Below are 17057 nucleotides of genomic sequence, written 5' to 3' on the forward strand. Positions count from 1 at the left end.
GGCCGGCCGGGAGCATCGTCAGAGCTTCGCGAGGCCCGCCAGCAGCTCGGCGGCGGGCTTCGGACGGACGAGCCAGCGGAGGTGGCTGCCCTCGAGCGTCCGGACGTCGAAGGGGTTGTCGGGAGTGAGCGCGTCGCCTTCGCGGATCATGCGGTCCTGCACGGCGGGCGGGAGGCTGGCATCGGCGGCCAGGCGCACGTAGGTCCTCGGGATCCGGCCCCAGGTCGCCGCCTGCGCCCGGTCGGCGGACGTGCCCATGTCGAGGTTCTCATCGGGCTGGAAGGTGTTCAGGAAGGTGCGGAACTCGTCATCGGTGAGGTCGGCGGCGAACGCCTGCTTGAACGCGGCGAGCGTCGCCGCTTCTGCGGTGCGGAAGTTGACCCGGAGAAGGCCCAGCTCGGCCGGGTTCCCGACGAGCGCGGCGGCCAGGGCTCCCTGGTCGACGTCGGCCATCTCCGGCTCGGCGTAGTAGTCGTTCGCCTCCAGTTCGACGGGGCACCAGGCGGAGACGTAGACGATCCGGTCGATCAGCTCGGGCCGGGCGTTGGCGACGGCGGTGCACGTGGCGCCGCCCCTGCTGTGGGCGACGAGGACGGTGGGCCCGTTCCGCTTGGCCCTTTCGAGGACTTCGATCACGCGGGCGGCGTTGTCCGCGAGCGTGACCCCCGTGATGCTCCCCCGTTCCGAGGCGAGGGCGTCGAGATCCTGTGGAGCCTGGTACGGCGCGGGGAAGGTCGCCTCGAAGCCGTGCCCCGGGAGGTCGACCGCGGCGGACCGGTGTCCGAGCAGGGCGAGTTCCGCCTGCAGCGGTGCGAACGAGAACGAATTCGCGAAGGCCCCGTGGACCAGGACGAAGGTCGGCTGATTCTGCATGCCTCAGCCTCCAACAGAATGATCTCCGGAGCAATGCCCGGAGGGGGAACGCCCTCCGCATCGGCGTCTCACCGCATTCCACCCACCCCACCCCTGCCCGAAATGCCGGATCTTCCAGCATGTGCAACCAGGGGTTGACCATCCCTTCCCTCGCACCTAAGTTTCTCGCAACCCGCTGGTACATCGATTAACCACTCCGGTTAACGTCCTGGTTGGAGACATCCCGCTGTGCGCTCACCCCTGAGTCGGCGCGGTTTCCTTGCTGCTGGTTCCGGCCTCGCCGCCGCTACCGCGCTGCCCGCAATGTCCGGCTGCTCCACGCTCGCCTCGGCCGATTCCGACCCCGGCTCCCTACTCGTCCACACCCAGCTCGGCACCACCGCGCCGGGCTCCGCCACGTACACCGCGGTCGTCAAGGCCTTCGAGAAGGAGAACCCGGACATCCGGGTCAAGAACCTCGTCAACGGCGACGACCTCCCCCAGGTCTACGAGACCTCACGGCTGGCCCGTAAGGAGCCGGACGTGGTCATGGTCAACCTGTACGACAAGACGCTCGCCTGGACCGACGTCGGCGCCACCGTCGACGTCAAGGGCTACCTCGACGACTGGGGGCTGCGGGAGCGTGTCCTGCCCGCCGCCCTGACGGAGTGGTCCGACGGCAAGGGCAGGCTCCGGGCCTTCCCGTACTTCGCCACCAACTGGCCCGTCGCCTTCAACACCCACCTGCTCGACCGGGCCGGCGTCGGCTCCGTCCCCACCACCGGGGACCAGCTCATCGGCGCCGCGCGGAAGCTGCGGGCCAAGGGCATCGCGCCCGTCACCGTCGGCGGCAACGACTGGACCGGGCAGAAGCTGCTGGCCCAGATCATCCAGACCTTCCTCACCCCCGAGGACGCCCGGCAGGTCTACACGACCGGCGACTTCAGCGGCAGCCGGGGAGCCCGCGAGGGCATCGACTACTTCGTGGCCCTCCGGGACGCCGGTGTCTTCGCCGACAAGGCGCAGGGGCTGACCTCCGACACGATGACCACGCAGTACAACACCGAGGCGGCTGCCATCCAGTCCGCGATGTCCTCCGCCCTGGCGAAGGTCCCCGCGAAGGCGGCCGGGCACACCGAGATCGGTGGCTGGCCGCTCGCGCCGGGTGCCGCTCACGAGAAGCCGACCATCCTGCGCTCGTACACCCTGATCGGCTTCTGGATCAGCCCCAACGGCGTGAAGAAGCTGTCCTCCGTCGAGAAGTTCCTCCGCTTCATGTACCGGCCCGACGTGGTCTCGCGCTTCATCACCGAGAGCGGCCGGGACATGGCGCTCGTGACCGACACGGTCAGCAAGGACTTCCCGCTGGTCGCCGAGGCCCAGCGGCTCGGCGACCGGGTCGGCCAGGCACTCCTGCCCGACCTCTACGTCCCGCCGACCGCCACCCAGCCGCTGATCACCGCCACCAGCACCGCCTTCACCCGGGGGACGAGCGCGGCCTCCGTGCGCTCCGCCCTGGAATCCGCCTACCGCACGGCCTGATCCGCGCGCCCGACCTCTGCGAGTCCTCCCATGACGATGCTCTCGTCCGCCCCGGGCGGCGCCTCGGTCCGCGGACCGGTCCCACCCCCGCCGTCCGCCTCCACCACGAAGCGCCGTACGCAGGGCGGGGTCATCCTCGCCGTGCCCGCGCTGGTCTGGTACCTGGTCTTCATGGTCGGCCCGCTGGTCGCCATCTTCGTGATCGCCGCCCTGCACTGGCCCGGCATGCTCCAGCCGGTCTCCTTCGCCGGAACCGGCAACATCAGCGCCGTCCTCGACGACCCGGTCTTCTGGGACGCGGTGCGGAACACCGCCGTACAACTCGTCGTCGCCGTACCCCTGATGATCATCGGGGCGTACATGCTCGGCTACTACGTCGCGCAGAAACCGCCGGGCCACCGCGTCCTGCGGTATCTGCTCTTCATCCCCGGGCTGATCTCCACCCCCGCCAAGGCGATGGTGTTCTACGCGGTCCTGTCGCCCGACGGCCTGCTCAACGGCGCCCTGGACAAGGTCGGCCTCGGTTCGTTGACCGACGCCTGGCTCGCCTCGCCCTCCACCGCGCTCGGTTCCCTGATCCTCCTCGACGTGTGGAGCGGCATCGGATTCACCGCCGTGCTGTTCGCGGCCAGGCTCGGCAGCGTCCCGGACGAGATCGGTGAGGCCGCGCAGCTCGACGGTGCCGGGCACTGGCGGGCCATGTGGCGCATCCACTTCCCCGTCATCCGTGACTTCGTGGGTGTCGTGACGATGCTCCAGTTCCTCTGGACGCTGTTCGGCTCCGCGCAGAACGTGCTGCTGCTGACCCAGGGCGGGCCGGGGAGCTCGTCGACGACGCTGTCCTTCCTCGTCTACCAGAAGGCGTTCATCGCGGCCGACCTCGGCTACAGCCAGACCGTCGGTGTGGTCCTCTTCCTGGTCGGTCTTGCCGGGCTGCTGACCATCCGCCGCGTCTTCCGCCAGAACTACTGATCGGAGCTGGTCCCATGAAGTTCGGAAGGTCCTGGCTGCCGGCGCACATCTTCGCGTGGCTGTACATGGTGCTGCTGGTCGTCCCCCTCTACTACCTGCTGGTCTCGGCGTTCAAGACGAACGACCAGATCTTCGGGAGCCCCTTCTCCCTCCCCACCTCGCTCTCGACGGCCAACTTCACCGAGTCGTTCTCCTCCGCGCACCTCGGTCCCGCCGTCCTCAACTCGATGCTCGTCACCGTGCTGGCCCTGGCCCTCACCCTGGGCCTCGCGATACCGGCGGCCTTCGCCATCGCCCGTACCGAGGGGCGCCTCGGGGCCCTGGTCGAGCGGGTGTTCTCGCTGGGCTTCCTGGTCCCCACGTTCGCCGCGCTCTTCCCGACGTTCCTGCTCGCCGCCGCCACCGGGCTGTTCCACACCCGCGCGTTCATGGTGCTGTTCCTGCCGGCCACGGCGATGCCGCTGTCCGTCGTCATCCTGGTGCAGTTCATGCGCACCATCCCGCGCGAGATGGAGGAGGCGGCGCGCATGGACGGCGCGTCCACCTTCGCCGTCCTGCGGCACGTCTACACCCCGATGTGCATGCCGGGCATCGCGACGATCCTGCTGCTGAACTTCCTGACCTTCTGGAACGAGTACCTCTACTCGCTCGTCATCATCGGCCCCGACCCGGAGCAGCGGACCGTGCAGGTCGCCCTGCCCACGCTCAAGTCCCTGACGGGTACGGACTACGGCATCCTTACGGCGGGCACGGTGCTGACCCTGGTCCCGGTCTGGGTGGTCTACACCGTGCTCCAGAAGCGGATGCAGCAGGCTCTCGTCAGTGGGGCAGTGAAGATGTGAACAAGCGACTCGAAGGGCGTACCGCCGTACGTCCCACCATCAAGGCCGTGGCCGCGGCGGCGGGGGTGTCCACCGCCGCGGTGTCCCAGGCGGTCAACGGCACCGGCCGGATCTCGGAGGCCACCCGCCGCCGGGTGCTGGACGCGGCCACGGAGCTGGGCTGGTCCCCGAGCGCCTCCGCGACGGCGTTGCGCCGGGCCCGTACGCGGACGATCGCGCTGGTCGTCCGGCGGCCCACCGACGTGCTGGGTTCCGACCCGCACTTCGGTGAGCTGATCACCGGTCTGGAGGGCGAACTCGCCCCACGCGGCTACGGTCTGCTGCTCCACCTGGTCGCCGACATGGCCCAGGAGAACGCGCTCTACGAACGGCTGGTCGCGGAGGGCCGCATAGACGGCGCCGTGCTGACCGACGCCCGCGCCGACGACCCTCGCCCGGACCTGCTGCGGGGCCTCGGGCTGCCCGCCGTGCTCCTGGGCGCGCCCGACGGCGAATCGCCCGTGCCCCGCGTGGGGCTAGGGCAGCAGGGCGCCGGCATAGGGGAGGCGGTCGCCCATCTGCTGGAGCTGGGCCACCGTCGCGTCGCCTACGTCGCGGGTCCGGCCGAACTGCTGCACACCCGGCTGCGGTTGGCCGCCTTCGAGGAGTCCCTGGCCGAGGCGGGTCTGCGCCCCGTCGCCGTACGGCACAGCGACTTCACCGAGCGGGCCGCCGTCGCCGTCACCGAGGAGCTGCTCGCACTGCCCGAACGGCCGACGGCCCTCGTGTTCCCCAACGACTCCATGGCCGTCTGCGGCATCGGCACGGCGCAGCGCGCCGGGCTCCGGGTGCCCGGTGACCTGTCGGTCATCGGGTACGACAACCTCTCGCTCGGCCGCTGGGTCCACCCCCGGCTCACCACCGTCGACCAGCAGGTCCAGCGCGTCGGTGCGGCCGCCGCGCTCACCCTGCTCGCCGGCTGCGGGGAGGAGGTGCCCCCGCCGGTGCTCGACGGCCGACCCCGTCTCGTCGTACGGGAATCGACGGGCCCGCTGACCTCCCCGCCCTGATCCGCCGCACCACCACGGCACCCCCCGCACACCGAAGAGGACCCGGAAACACCATGCGACGCCACAGCGCCCAGCTCACCCACGACTCCGCCGTCCTCCCGTGGCTCGGCACCAACTTCTGGTCCCGGACCGGCGGTCCGCTGATGTGGCGGAACTACGAGCCGGGCACGGTCCGCGAGGAGCTGGCCGTGCTCAGGGAGCACGGCCTGAACATGACCAGGTCGTTCTTCTACTGGCCCGACTTCCACCCGGAACCGGGGAGGATCGACGAGGAACTCTGCGACCGTTTCCGGGACTTCCTCGACGCGCACCAGGAGCTGGGGATGGGCACGGTCCCCACGTTCATCGTCGGGCACATGTCGGGTGAGAACTGGGACCCGGCGTGGCGTGGTGACCGGGATCTGTACGAGGACGTGTGGCTCGTCGGCCGGCAGGCGTGGTTCGTCTCCCAGATGACCCGGCGCTTCAAGGACCACCCGGCGGTCACGGGCTGGCTGATCACCAACGAGATGCCGGGGTACGGCCGGATCTACCAGGTCGACCCGCCGTCGAGCGATGTCGTCACCGCGTGGGCGCAGTTCATGTGTGACGCGGTGCGCGCCGCGGGCGGCACCCAGCCGGTGTCGCTGGGCGACGGCGCCTGGGGCATCGAGGTGACCGGCCGGGACAACGGTTTCTCGCTGCGTGAGACCGCCGAGTACGTCGACTTCGTGGGGCCGCACGTCTACCGCTCCGACACGGACCGGCCGCGCCAGCACTACCGTGCCGCGTTCGAGTGCGAGCTGGCCGCCGTCACGGGTCAGCCTGTCGTGCTGGAGGAGTTCGGGCTCTCCACCGACACGGTCTCGGCGGCGAACGCCGGGATCTTCTACCGGCAGACCCTGCACAACTCGCTGCTGGGCGGGGCCACCGGCTGGATGGCCTGGAACAACACGGACTACGACGACCTGTGGGAGCAGTCGCCCTACGACCACCACCCCTTCGAGATGCACTTCGGGATCACCGATCACGCCGGGCGCCCGAAGGAGCCGCTGCGCGAGCTGGCCGCCTTCGCGAAGGTCCTGGAGCAGGTGGACTTCGCACGCTGCCGCCGTACCGACGCGGACGCGGCTCTCGTGGTGCCGGCCTTCCTGGAGCGGGGCTACCCCTACAGCAGGCCCGCCGACCGCCCGCTGATCTTCACCTCGCTCCACCAGGGTTACGTGGCGGCGCGGGGCGCGGACCTGCCGGTGGCGTTCGCCCGGGAGGCGGACGGGCTGCCCGACGACGCCTCGCTGTATCTGCTGCCGTCGACCCGCCAGCTGACCACCCGCACCCGGCGTGCGCTGGAGCGCCGGGCGAAGGAGGGGGCCACGGTCTACCTGTCGTTCTGCTCGGGTGAGTACCCGACGACGCGCGGTCCGTGGTTCCACGACCTCGACGGGCTGTTCGGGGTGGAGCTCCAGCTGTCGTACGGGGTCGCCGAGCCGATCGAGGACGACGTCCTGGAGATGACGTTCGCCGAGGACTTCGGTTCGATAGCCGCGGGAGAGGTGCTGACGTTCCCGGTCGCGGGCAACGAGGACAGCCGCGCCTATCTGCCCGTCGTGCCGGACGGCGCACGGGTCGTCGCCACCGACGCGCACGGCCGCCCGGCCCTCCTGCGCTACGAGACGGGAGCGGGCCGCACGGTCCTGGCCACGTATCCGCTGGAGCACATGGCCGCGCGTACGGCCCGTGCCAACCCCGAGCAGACGCACCGGCTGTACGCGGCGCTCGCCGAGATCGCCGGTGCGGCACGGCCGGTGACGGTCGACACCCCGTACGTCAGCGCCGACACGCTGGTCCGCGAGGACGGTTCCCGCTTCGTGTGGCTGGTGAGCCAGTCCGGTGAGGAGCTGACCGTGCGCCCGTCGGTGGACGGGGAGCTGCGCGAGCTGACGGGCGGGGGTCCGGTGCCTGCCGTGACCCTCGCTCCGTACGGCGTGCGCGTGCTCGAACTGAGCTGACCGTCCCTCCTCCCGACTCCCTGAAACGAGCCACCCGATGTCCGAGCCGTTGTTCCGTGATCCGCAGGCGCCCGTCGCCGACCGGGTGCGCGATCTGCTGTCGCGGATGACGCTCACCGAGAAGGTGGGCCAGGTCAACCAGCGGATGTACGGCTGGGACGCGTACGAGCGCACCCCGTCCGGCCACCGGCTGACGGACGCGTTCCGTGCGGAGGTGGCCGCGTACGACGGGATGGGCGCGCTGTACGGGCTCCAGCGCGCCGATCCGTGGTCCGGGGTGACGGCGGAGACGGGGATCGGCGCGGCGGACGGGGCGCGGGTCTCCGACGCGGTGCAGCGGCACGTCGTCGAGAGCACCCGGCTGGGCATCCCCGTCCTGCTGGTGGAGGAGATGCCGCACGGCATCCAGGCGCTGGACGGGACCGTGCTGCCGGTGAATCTGGCGGTCGGTGCCACCTGGGACCCGGAGCTGTACGAGGAGGCGGCGGCCCTCGCCGCCGCGCAGCTCCGGGCACGTGGCGGCCACGTCGCGCTGGTCTCCGCGCTCGACCTGGTGCGGGATCCGCGCTGGGGCCGCGCGGAGGAGTGCTTCGGCGAGGACCCGTACCTGGCGGCGCGCTTCACGGAGGCGCTGGTGCGCGGTGTGCAGGGCCCGGCCGGGGAGCGCATCGGGCCGGACCGCGCGGCCGTCGTCCTCAAGCACTTCGCCGGGCAGGGGGCCACGGTCGGCGGCCGGAACAGCGCGGCGACCGAGCTGGGTACGAGGGAGCTGCACGAGATCCACCTCGTGGCGGCGCTGGCGGGTGTGCGGGCCGGCGCGGCGGGTCTGATGGCCGCGTACAACGAGTTCGACGGCGTCCCGTGCGCGGCGAACCGTCGTCTGCTGACCGGGATCCTCCGGGAGCGGTGGGGCTTCGGTGGTCTGGTGATGGCCGACGGGCTCGCGATCGACCGCCTGGTGAGGATGGCGGGCGATCCGGTGGCGGCCGGTGCGACGGCGCTTCGGGCGGGGACCGACCTGAGCCTGTGGGACGACTGCTACCCGAGGCTCGCGGAGGCCGTGCGGCGGGGGCTGGTGGAGGAGTCCACGCTGGACACGGCGGTCGGCCGGGTCCTCGCGCTGAAGTTCCGTCTGGGGCTCTTCGAGCGCCCGTACACCGGCGCCCGGGGGGCGGACCCCGCGCGCCTGGAGCGGCTGAGTGAACGCCTCGCCCGCGAGTCCGTCACTCTTCTCGAACACGACGGGGTGACGCTGCCGCTGGCCGGCCGCCGTATCGGGACGGTCGCGGTTCTCGGGCCGAACGCCGATTCCGTGCCGCAGCAGATCGGCGACTACACCGCGCCGCAACGGCCCGGCGCGGGCGGCAGCGTGCTCGCCGGCATCCGGGCGGCGGCGCCCGACGGCACCGCCGTCACGTACGCCCCGGGGTGCGGTCTCGTCGGAGGTGACCGGTCGGAACTGCCCGATGCCGTGGCGCTCGCCTCCGCCGCCGATGTGGCGGTGCTGGTCCTCGGCGGTTCGAGCGCACGCGAGTCCGGTACGCGCTTCGACGCGAACGGGGCGGCCGTCGTCGCCTCGGGGAACCCGGTGGAGATGACGTGCGGGGAGGGCGTCGACCTGGCCGAACTCGGCCTGCCGGAAGGGCAGTCGGCCCTGCTGGACGCCGTCGCAGCTACGGGGACCCCGGTGGTCGTGGTGCTGGTCCAGGGCCGGCCGCACGCCCTGGCGGACCTCTCCGCCAAGGCCGCGGCGGTGCTGAGCGCCTGGTATCCCGGCCCGTGGGGCGGACGCGCGCTCGCGGACGTGCTGTTCGGCGCGGCGGGGCCCCAGGGGCGGCTGCCCGTCTCCGTGCCCCGTTCGTCCGCCCAGCTGCCGGTGTTCTACAACGGCAAGGACCACGGCTACCGGGGCTACGTCGACCAGCCCGCCACCCCGCGCCATCCCTTCGGGCACGGGCTGTCCTACACGACGGTCGAGTACGGCGCGCCCCTGCTGTCCCGGTCGTCCGTGGCGGCGGACCTGTTCGCCGGTCCCGCACCTCTGAGCTGTACGGTCCGCGTCGCCAACACGGGCGGCCGGCCGGTGCGGGAGACCGTCCAGCTCTACGTGCGCAGGGTGCTCGGCGGGACCGCGTGGCCACGCGTGCGTGAGCTGCGCGGCTTCGCCGGGGTGGAGCTGGCACCGGGTGGGAGCGCCGAGGTCACCTTCCCGCTGGACGCGAAGGCCCTGGCCTCGTTCACGTACGCGGGGGAATGGGCCGTGGAGCCGGGTGAGTTCGCGATCGAGGTGGGGCCGTCGTCGCAGCGCACCCGGGCGGCCGGGCTCACGGTGACGCCTGCGGCCTCCTGACCCCGGCGGGCCAGGAGGGGCCGGGCCGCACGGGTGGGCGCAGGCGCATCCGGCCTCGTCGAACAGGCCCCGGGCGCCCCCCTTTCGGCCCTGTCCGCACGGGTCGCCGGGGTGCCACGCTGCCGTTGATCACGGGCGCCGCCCGTCCACCGCACAGTGAAAGGCCCCTTCGTGAACCGCATCACCGCACTCGCCGCCGCCGCGGTCGCTCTCGCCTTCGGACTGGGCGCAGGGCCCGTCTCCGCCACCGACGCGGGCAAGCCCTCCGCCGAGGGGGCCGCCGCCCCGAGTGCCGCGTTCGCCCGGTGCGCCCATGGCTACTTCTGCGCCTTCGACGGCTGGAACGGCGAGGGGACCCGTTGCCAGTGGTCGGCCCGCGAGATGAAGAACACCGCCGACAACTGCTCGTTCATCCGGAACGGGAAGAACGTCCTCTCGGTGTGGAACAAGACCGAGCACCGCGTGCAGTACTACACAGGGACGAACTTCAAGTCACGGGTGGGCTCCACCCTGGCCGGCCAGGGCGGCAACCTCCAGGGGAACTACCAGATCCGCTCGTTCAAGCCCCAGTAGGCGACCGCACCGCCGAGCGGCGTGCGTGGGGCGGACGCGCGGGGTGCTCACCGCACCCGCGTGGACACCCTGCCGCCTTGGTCGCCCGTCTCGTCCTCGTCCTCGTCGTCGTCCGGGACATGGACGTCGAAGACGTGGATGTTGATCTCGACGACCTCCAGGCCGGTCATCGTCTCCACGGCGTCCGTCACCTGCGTCCTGATCCGGTCGGCGAGTTCATGGACCGGTACGCCGTACTCCACTTCGACCTCGACGTCGATCGCAGTCTGTTCCTCGCCGACCTCCACCTTGACGGCGCGGCCCGCACCGGAGGACCCGGACCTCCGCCCGGTGACCGCGCCTATCGCCTTGGCCGCCCCCCGGCCCACCGAATGCACGCCGTCGGTCTCGCGGATGGCGATCCCGGCGATGGTGGCCACGACGCCGTCCGCGATGGTGGTGGTGCCGCGTCCGGTCTTTCCCGCACTGCTGTCCGTGAGAGAACTCCCGCTCAGGGTTCCGACATCAGCCATGATTACCTCTCAGTGAGTAGATGCGACGAGGCCGCTCGTGTCCCCGTCAGCTCCTCACTTCACTGTGCGCCCGCCTGCCGCCGCCCGCCATCGAGGCATACAGAGGGCTCCGCGCGACCACGCTCCGCGACCGCGCGGCCCCTCGGTCCAGGCGTGCTCAGCATCACCCTGGACAGCCGACGTAACTGCCGGGTAACTTTTGACCAGGACTGAGCAAGCGCTTAGCCACTGCGACCGAAGCCGAAGCTGACACCAGGAGGCACCCCGTGCGCCGTACGGTTTACAACGAGGACCACGAGGCGTTCCGGGAGACCATCCGCGCCTTCATCGAGGCCGAGGTCGTCCCTGTCTACGACGAGTGGTTCGCCGCGGGCCAGGCGCCTCGCGACTTCTACTACAAGCTCGCCGAGCTGGGCATCTTCGGCATCGAGGTGCCCGAGGAGTACGGCGGCGCCGGCGAGGAGTCCTTCAAGTTCGAGGCGGTCGTGTACGAGGAGACCGCCCGGGCCGGCATCTCCTTCGGCGGCTCCGGCGTGCACGTCCTGCTCTGCCTGCCGTACCTCAAGGCGTACGCCACCGAGGAGCAGAAGAAGCGCTGGCTGCCGGACTTCGTCTCCGGCAAGTCCATGTACGCCATAGCCATGACCGAGCCGGGCACCGGCTCCGACCTGGCCGGCATGAAGACGACGGCCAAGCTCTCCGAGGACGGCACGCACTACGTCCTCAACGGCGCCAAGACCTTCATCACCGGTGGTGTGCACGCCGACAAGGTCATCGTCTGCGCCCGCACGGAGGCCCCCAAGGCGGACGACCGCCGCCACGGCATCTCGCTCCTGGTGGTCGACACCAAGTCCGAGGGCTACTCGGTCGGCCGCAAGCTCGACAAGCTGGGCCTGAAGGTCTCCGACACCGCCGAACTGGCCTTCGTGGACGTCAAGGTGCCCGTCGGGGACCTGCTCGGCGAGGAGAACAAGGGCTTCTCCTACCTCGGCCAGAACCTCCCGCAGGAGCGCCTGGGCATCGCCGTCGGCGCGTACGCGCAGGCCGCCGCCGCCGTGCGGTTCGCCCAGCAGTACACCCAGGACCGCACCGTCTTCGGCAAGACCGTCGCGTCCTTCCAGAACACCAAGTTCGAACTGGCCGCCTGCAAGGCCGAGGTCGACGCGGCCGAGGCCGTCTGCGACCGCGCGATCGAGGCCCTGGACGCCGGCGAGCTCACCGCCGCCGAGGCCGCGTCGGCGAAGCTGTTCTGCACCGAGGTCGCGCACCGCGTGATCGACCGGTGCCTCCAGCTGCACGGCGGCTACGGCTTCATGAACGAGTACCCGATCGCCCGCCTGTACGCGGACAACCGGGTCAACCGCATCTACGGCGGCACCAGCGAGGTCATGAAGTCGATCATCGCCAAGTCCATGGGCCTCTGAGAACGGCTACGTTTCTCCTCCATGAGCGCAGCACTTGACTCCCTGCTCGATCTGCTCGACCTGGAGCGGATCGAGCAGGACATCTTCCGGGGCACGAGCCGTTCGGCGATCGTGCCCCGGGTCTTCGGCGGCCAGGTCGCGGCCCAGGCCCTGGTGGCCGCCGGGCGCACGGTGCCCGAGGACCGGGGCGCGCACTCCCTGCACGCGTACTTCCTGCGCCCCGGGGACCCTGGCGCGCCGATCGTCTACAGCGTGGACCGGATCCGCGACGGGCGGTCCTTCACCACCCGCCGGGTCGTCGCCGTCCAGCACGGCAAGCCGATCTTCCACCTGTCGGCGTCGTTCCAGGCGCACGAGGAGGGCATGGACCACCAGGCGGCCATGCCCGCCGCCCCCGATCCGGAGACCCTGCCCACGGCGGCGCGGCTGCTGCCCCGGTACGCGGACCGCTTCACCGATCCGAGCATCGTGGACCGGCTCCTGGAGGCTCGGGCTGCGGTCGACCTGCGGTACGTGGACGCCCCGCCGTTCGCCACCGCCGGTGAACCGCGCGAGCCGCGCTCCCAGGTCTGGTTCCGCACCCACGGCAAGCTGGCCGACGACCCCCTGCTGCACGTCTGCATGGCCACGTACGTCTCCGACATGACGCTGCTCGACTCGGTGCTGCTCGCCCACGGGCGCGGCGGCTGGTCGGTCGGTGACGTGGTGGGCGCGAGCCTGGACCACGCGATGTGGTTCCACCGTCCCTTCCGGGCCGACGAGTGGCTGCTGTACGACCAGGAGTCGCCCTCCGCGTCCGGGGGGCGGGGTCTCGGCCAGGCCAGGATCTACACGGCTGACGGGAAGCTGGCCATCACGGTCATCCAGGAGGGGCTGGTCCGCGTCCCGAGGGACTGAAGCCGCACATTCGGACATACTGCCCCTCATGAGTGGAGCGAGTGACGCCACGGGGGATGCGGGCGACGACGTGCGGGACGGTGGCGGCGAGTCCACGTCCACCGTCGTCGTCGCGGCGGCCGCCAATCTCGGTATCGCGGCGGCGAAGCTGGTGGCGGGCCTGATCAGCGGTTCGAGCGCCATGCTGTCGGAGGCCGCGCACTCGGTCGCCGACACGGTCACCGAGGTCATGCTCCTCACCGCGCTCAAGCGGAGCGAGAAACCGGCCGACGAGGACCATCCGCTGGGCTACGGACCCGAGCGCTACATCTGGGCGATGCTCGCCGCCGTGGCGACGTTCGTCGGCGGGGCGGTGTTCTCCCTGTACGACGGCGTCCACACCCTGCTGCGGGGCGAGGAGCTCGGCGATCCGCTCGTCTCGTACCTCGTGCTCGCGGTCGCGTTCCTGCTGGAGGGCTTCTCCCTGCGCACCGGGCTCCGGCAGGTACGCGGTGAGGCCGCCCGGCTCCGGATGCCCGCACCGCGCTATCTCCGCAGGACCCCGGACACGGCGGTCAAGGCCGTGGTGATGGAGGACTCGGCGGCGCTGGCCGGGCTGCTGCTGGCGGCCGGTGGACTGCTCGGCGGGCAGCTCACCGGATCAGGGGTCTGGGACGGCATCGCCTCGGTCCTCATCGGCGCCCTGCTGGTGTACGTGGCGTGGGTGCTCTGCCGGTCCAACGCCCAGCTGCTGATCGGCCGGCCGCTCCCGGCCGGGATGCGGGCCGGGGTGCGCGAGGAGCTGCTGTCCGTGCCGCACATCCTGGAGGTGGTGGAGCTGACCACCCTGATCCAGGGCCCCACCGAGATGCTGGTCGCCGCGAAGATCGACTTCCGGGACGCGTCGACGGCCGCGCAGATCGAGTGGGCGTGCGAGGAGGCGGAACAGCAGCTGCGGGAGCGCTACCCCTCCATCCAGCGGGTGTACCTGGATCCGACACCAGGGCGTGCGCAGCGGCTGACGGCACGCCCCGAAAGCTGATTCGCGCGCGGGGCGGTCACGGGTGAGCCGGTCGGCCTCCTGGACGCTGGAGTGCTCCCGGGCGCCGGGTCCCGGCCTCCTGCCGACGGGTAGGACTCCGCCGATCTCTTTCCCCAGCGAGGAGTACCGGCTGTGTCCCAGCATCCCGCCCCCATCGTCCTGGATCCCGTCGCCCGCGACGCGGACGCCGAACACGAGCTGTTACGCGCCCAGGGCGCCGCGACGCGCGTCGACATCCTCGGGGTCGAGGCCTGGTCGGTTTCCGACCCGGCCCTGCTCAAGGAGCTGCTGACCAGCCCGGACGTGTCCAAGGACCCCCGTCGGCACTGGCCGGGATTCGAGGAGGCGCTGCAGACCTGGCCGCTGGCGCTGTGGGTGGCCGCCACCAACATGTTCACCGCCTACGGGGGCGATCACCGCAGGCTCCGCCGCATCGTCGCCCCGGCGTTCAGCGCCCGGCGCATCGCGGCGATGAGGCCGGCCGTCGACGGCATCGTGGAGGATCTCCTGGACGCTCTGGAGGCCACGCCTCCCGGTGAGGTCGTCGACATCCGCGACCTCTTCGCCTATCCGCTGCCCATCACGGTCATCGGCAGGCTGCTGGGGGTCCCCGACGACCGGGCCGGTGACTTCCGTGTCCTCGTGAACGACGTGTTCGCCACCACCCTGTCCCCCGAGGAGGCCGCCGCCAACACCGCGCAGCTGTACGGCATGCTCGACGCCCTCATCGCCGCCAAGCGGGCCGAGCCGGGTGAGGACACGGCGTCCGTGCTGATCGCCCTGAGCGAGGAGAACGCCGACGGGGAGGGGCTGTCGGAGGAGGAACTGCGCGACACGCTGCTCCTGATGATCAATGCCGGCTACGAGACCACGGGCAATCTGATCGACCAGGCCGTCGCGGCCCTGCTCACGGACCCGGACCAGCTCGCCCACATCCGCGAGGGCCGCGCGTCGTGGCTGGACGTCGTGGAGGAGACCTTGCGTCACTCCCCTCCGGTCAAGCACCTCCCCCTGCGGTTCGCCGTGGCGGACATCCCGCTGCCCGACGGACGGACCATCGCGAAGGGGGAGGCCATCCTCGCCTCCTACGCGGCGGCCAACCGGCACCCCGGCTGGCACGACGACCCGGACGTCTTCGACGTCACCCGGATCACCAAGGAGCACCTGGCCTTCGGCCACGGGATCCACTTCTGCCTCGGCGCCGCGCTGGCCAGGATGGAGGGGGAGGCCGCGCTGAGCGCCTTCTTCACGCGGTTCCCGGACGCCGAACTCGTCCCCGGGGAAGGGGACCTGAGGCCGGTGGCGTCGCTGATCAGCAACGGCCACCGGTCTCTGCCCGTACGCCTGAGGCCCGGGAGATGACCGTGCCTCAGGCCTCGGCGGAGGGGAGCAGGCCCGCCGCGTCCAGCAGGTAGTCGGTCATCGGGTCGTAGTAGCGGGGGTCCGTGACGTGGTCGTCCAGCGGGACGGTGACCTGGAGGGTGCCCTCCGCCTCGCCCAGGAACAGCGCGGGGTCGTTGCAGTCCGCGTAGCCGATCGAGTCGATCCCGCGCTGCCCCGCGCACCCGGCCCAGCCGTGGTCGGCCACGACCAGGTCAGGGCGCGGCCGGCCCTCGCGCTCCAGGCCGTCCAGGACAGCGGCCATCGGGGCCGGGGAGTGGGTGTGCCACAGGGTCGCCCCACGCTCCAGCACCGCGACGTCGGCGAACTGGAAGACCATGCCCTCGTCGGCCATCAGGCCGCCGGGGATCCGTACGATCTCGCATCCGGCGGCCCGCAGGGCGTTCGCCGTCTGCCGGTGCACGTCGAGCAGCCCTCCCGGGTGGCCCGTCGCGAAGAGGACCCGCTCCCCGTCCGCCGCCGCCTTCCGCAGCCGGGCGGCCATCCGGTCCAGGGCGTCGACGGTCAGTTCCGGGTCGATGGTGTCCTGTCCCACCCGGTGCTCGGGGTCGTCGCTGACCCCGCATCTCTCGGCCATCACGGCCAGCACGTCCTGCTCGTCACGCCAGCGGTCACCGAGCTCAAGACCCAGCCAGAAGTGGCGGTTGCCGTTGGAGAGCTGGCGGTAGTGGGAGAGGTTGTTGTCGCGGGGGGTGGCGACGTCGCCCGCGATGCGGGTGCGGACGAGGTGCTCGATGAGGGCGGCGCGGCTGGGTATCGGCATGCACCCATTGTGCAGTCGGTGAAGCGCTGTGTGCCTGGTGTCTTGCCCGACGGACACGGTTCGTGCACCACGCGGGCGCGTCCGACGTCCGCGCGCGGCCGCTGCCGCCCCGGGCCCTTCGTGGCCCACGGGCGGCAGCGGCCTTCGTGGGGTCCGCGGGGGCCGGGCTACGCCGCCGCGGCCTCGAAGGCCCCCCGGGCCAGCCGGTGGAGCAGCGCCGCCGTGGCCGCGCGGTCCGGGAGGGCTTCGGGGCGGGTCAGGTGGGGGGTGGAGTTGAGCAGGCCGAACACCGCGTGGACGGTGACGCGTGCCTCGTTCTCGGCGAGGGCCGGGTAGAGGGCGCGGACGACCTCGACCCAGACCTCGACGTACTGCCGCTGGAGCTGGCGTACGCGCTTGCGGTCGGCGTCGCGCAGGCGGTCCAGCTCGCGGTCGTGGAGGGTGATCAGCGGGCGGTCGTCCAGGGCGAAGTCGATGTGGCCCTCGATGAGGGCGTCCAGGAGGGCTTCCGGGGAGCTGTCCCGGGAGGCGCCGTCCTCGGTGACGCGGAGCCTGCCCCCTGCCAGCAGGCGCTCGCTGATGCCGACGAGCAGCTCGGCGAGCATCGCGTCCTTGCCGGGGAAGTGGCGGTAGAGGCCGGGGCCGCTGATGCCGACCGCCGCCCCTATCTCGTCGACCCCCACACCGTGGAAGCCGCGCTCGGCGAAGAGGCGGGCCGCCTCTCTGAGGATCTGCTCGCGGCGGGTGGGGGCCGCGACACGGGCGGCGGCATGGGTGCTCATGGGAATTGATTCTAGACAGGGCCGTTAGCGCTCGTTAACCTGAGCGCTACGCGTTAACGCTCATTAACCACCGCCGTACGGGCAAGGGG

At 71.4% G+C, this 17057-nt stretch carries 15 protein-coding genes; 11 read left to right on the top strand and 4 right to left on the bottom strand.

Annotation, left to right across the window (positions count from 1 at the left end; all coding sequences use genetic code 11):
• Positions 1–18: 18 nt before the first annotated feature.
• Positions 19–873 carry an alpha/beta fold hydrolase gene (locus ABT001_RS18240; protein WP_351278268.1) on the bottom strand — a complete coding sequence of 285 codons (855 nt, stop codon included), beginning with the start codon at positions 871–873 and terminating at the stop codon, positions 19–21.
• A 228-nt stretch (positions 874–1101) separates the two neighbouring features.
• On the opposite strand from ABT001_RS18240, the gene ABT001_RS18245 reads away from it, so the two are divergent.
• From ABT001_RS18245 to ABT001_RS18275, 7 genes are all read left to right on the top strand, one after another.
• A complete protein-coding gene (locus tag ABT001_RS18245) occupies positions 1102–2394 on the top strand; it encodes an ABC transporter substrate-binding protein (RefSeq protein WP_351278271.1) in 1293 nt (430 codons plus the stop codon).
• A 30-nt stretch (positions 2395–2424) separates the two neighbouring features.
• Positions 2425–3366, top strand: coding sequence for a carbohydrate ABC transporter permease (locus ABT001_RS18250; RefSeq protein WP_351278274.1), 942 nt, complete (start codon positions 2425–2427; stop codon positions 3364–3366).
• 14 nt (positions 3367–3380) lie between these two features.
• On the top strand, positions 3381–4208 hold the full coding sequence (locus tag ABT001_RS18255; protein ID WP_351278277.1) for a carbohydrate ABC transporter permease: 828 nt from the start codon (positions 3381–3383) through the stop codon (positions 4206–4208).
• On the top strand, positions 4205–5257 hold the full coding sequence (locus ABT001_RS18260; protein WP_351278279.1) for a LacI family DNA-binding transcriptional regulator: 1053 nt from the start codon (positions 4205–4207) through the stop codon (positions 5255–5257). The genes ABT001_RS18255 and ABT001_RS18260 overlap by 4 nt, the downstream gene beginning before the upstream one ends.
• Positions 5258–5310: 53 nt before the next feature.
• Complete coding sequence (locus ABT001_RS18265; RefSeq protein WP_351278282.1) at positions 5311–7245, top strand: glycoside hydrolase 5 family protein; 1935 nt, start codon at positions 5311–5313, stop codon at positions 7243–7245.
• 37 nt (positions 7246–7282) lie between these two features.
• Positions 7283–9595: a glycoside hydrolase family 3 N-terminal domain-containing protein gene (locus ABT001_RS18270; RefSeq protein ID WP_351278285.1), complete on the top strand. Its 2313-nt coding sequence runs from the start codon at positions 7283–7285 to the stop codon at positions 9593–9595.
• A 171-nt stretch (positions 9596–9766) separates the two neighbouring features.
• On the top strand, positions 9767–10168 hold the full coding sequence (locus ABT001_RS18275) for a peptidase inhibitor family I36 protein (protein WP_351278288.1): 402 nt from the start codon (positions 9767–9769) through the stop codon (positions 10166–10168).
• Positions 10169–10215: 47 nt separating this feature from the next.
• Here the strand turns inward: ABT001_RS18275 and ABT001_RS18280 are convergent, their stop codons facing one another.
• A complete protein-coding gene (locus ABT001_RS18280; RefSeq protein ID WP_351278290.1) occupies positions 10216–10680 on the bottom strand; it encodes an Asp23/Gls24 family envelope stress response protein in 465 nt (154 codons plus the stop codon).
• Positions 10681–10946: 266 nt separating this feature from the next.
• Between ABT001_RS18280 and ABT001_RS18285 the strand changes: the two genes are divergently transcribed.
• The 4 genes from ABT001_RS18285 to ABT001_RS18300 all read left to right on the top strand — a co-directional run bounded on the left by ABT001_RS18285 (position 10947) and on the right by ABT001_RS18300 (position 15384).
• Complete coding sequence (locus ABT001_RS18285) at positions 10947–12104, top strand: acyl-CoA dehydrogenase family protein (RefSeq protein ID WP_351278292.1); 1158 nt, start codon at positions 10947–10949, stop codon at positions 12102–12104.
• A gap of 21 nt (positions 12105–12125) precedes the next feature.
• Entirely contained in the window at positions 12126–13001 is an 876-nt protein-coding gene (locus tag ABT001_RS18290) for an acyl-CoA thioesterase (protein WP_351278295.1), read from the top strand.
• Positions 13002–13029: 28 nt separating this feature from the next.
• Positions 13030–14022, top strand: a complete 993-nt coding sequence (locus ABT001_RS18295; RefSeq protein ID WP_351278298.1) for a cation diffusion facilitator family transporter — start codon at positions 13030–13032, stop codon at positions 14020–14022.
• Positions 14023–14154: 132 nt separating this feature from the next.
• Positions 14155–15384, top strand: coding sequence for a cytochrome P450 family protein (locus tag ABT001_RS18300; RefSeq protein ID WP_351278301.1), 1230 nt, complete (start codon positions 14155–14157; stop codon positions 15382–15384).
• A gap of 7 nt (positions 15385–15391) precedes the next feature.
• Here the strand turns inward: ABT001_RS18300 and ABT001_RS18305 are convergent, their stop codons facing one another.
• Together ABT001_RS18305 and ABT001_RS18310 are read right to left on the bottom strand one after the other, a co-directional pair.
• Positions 15392–16186, bottom strand: coding sequence for a phosphatase (locus ABT001_RS18305; protein WP_351278303.1), 795 nt, complete (start codon positions 16184–16186; stop codon positions 15392–15394).
• Between the two features lie 167 nt (positions 16187–16353).
• Positions 16354–16968: an SACE_7040 family transcriptional regulator gene (locus ABT001_RS18310; RefSeq protein ID WP_351278306.1), complete on the bottom strand. Its 615-nt coding sequence runs from the start codon at positions 16966–16968 to the stop codon at positions 16354–16356.
• Positions 16969–17057 lie beyond the last annotated feature (89 nt).

Source organism: Streptomyces sp. NPDC002793, from assembly GCF_040295485.1.
Classification (GTDB): Bacteria; Actinomycetota; Actinomycetes; order Streptomycetales; family Streptomycetaceae; genus Streptomyces.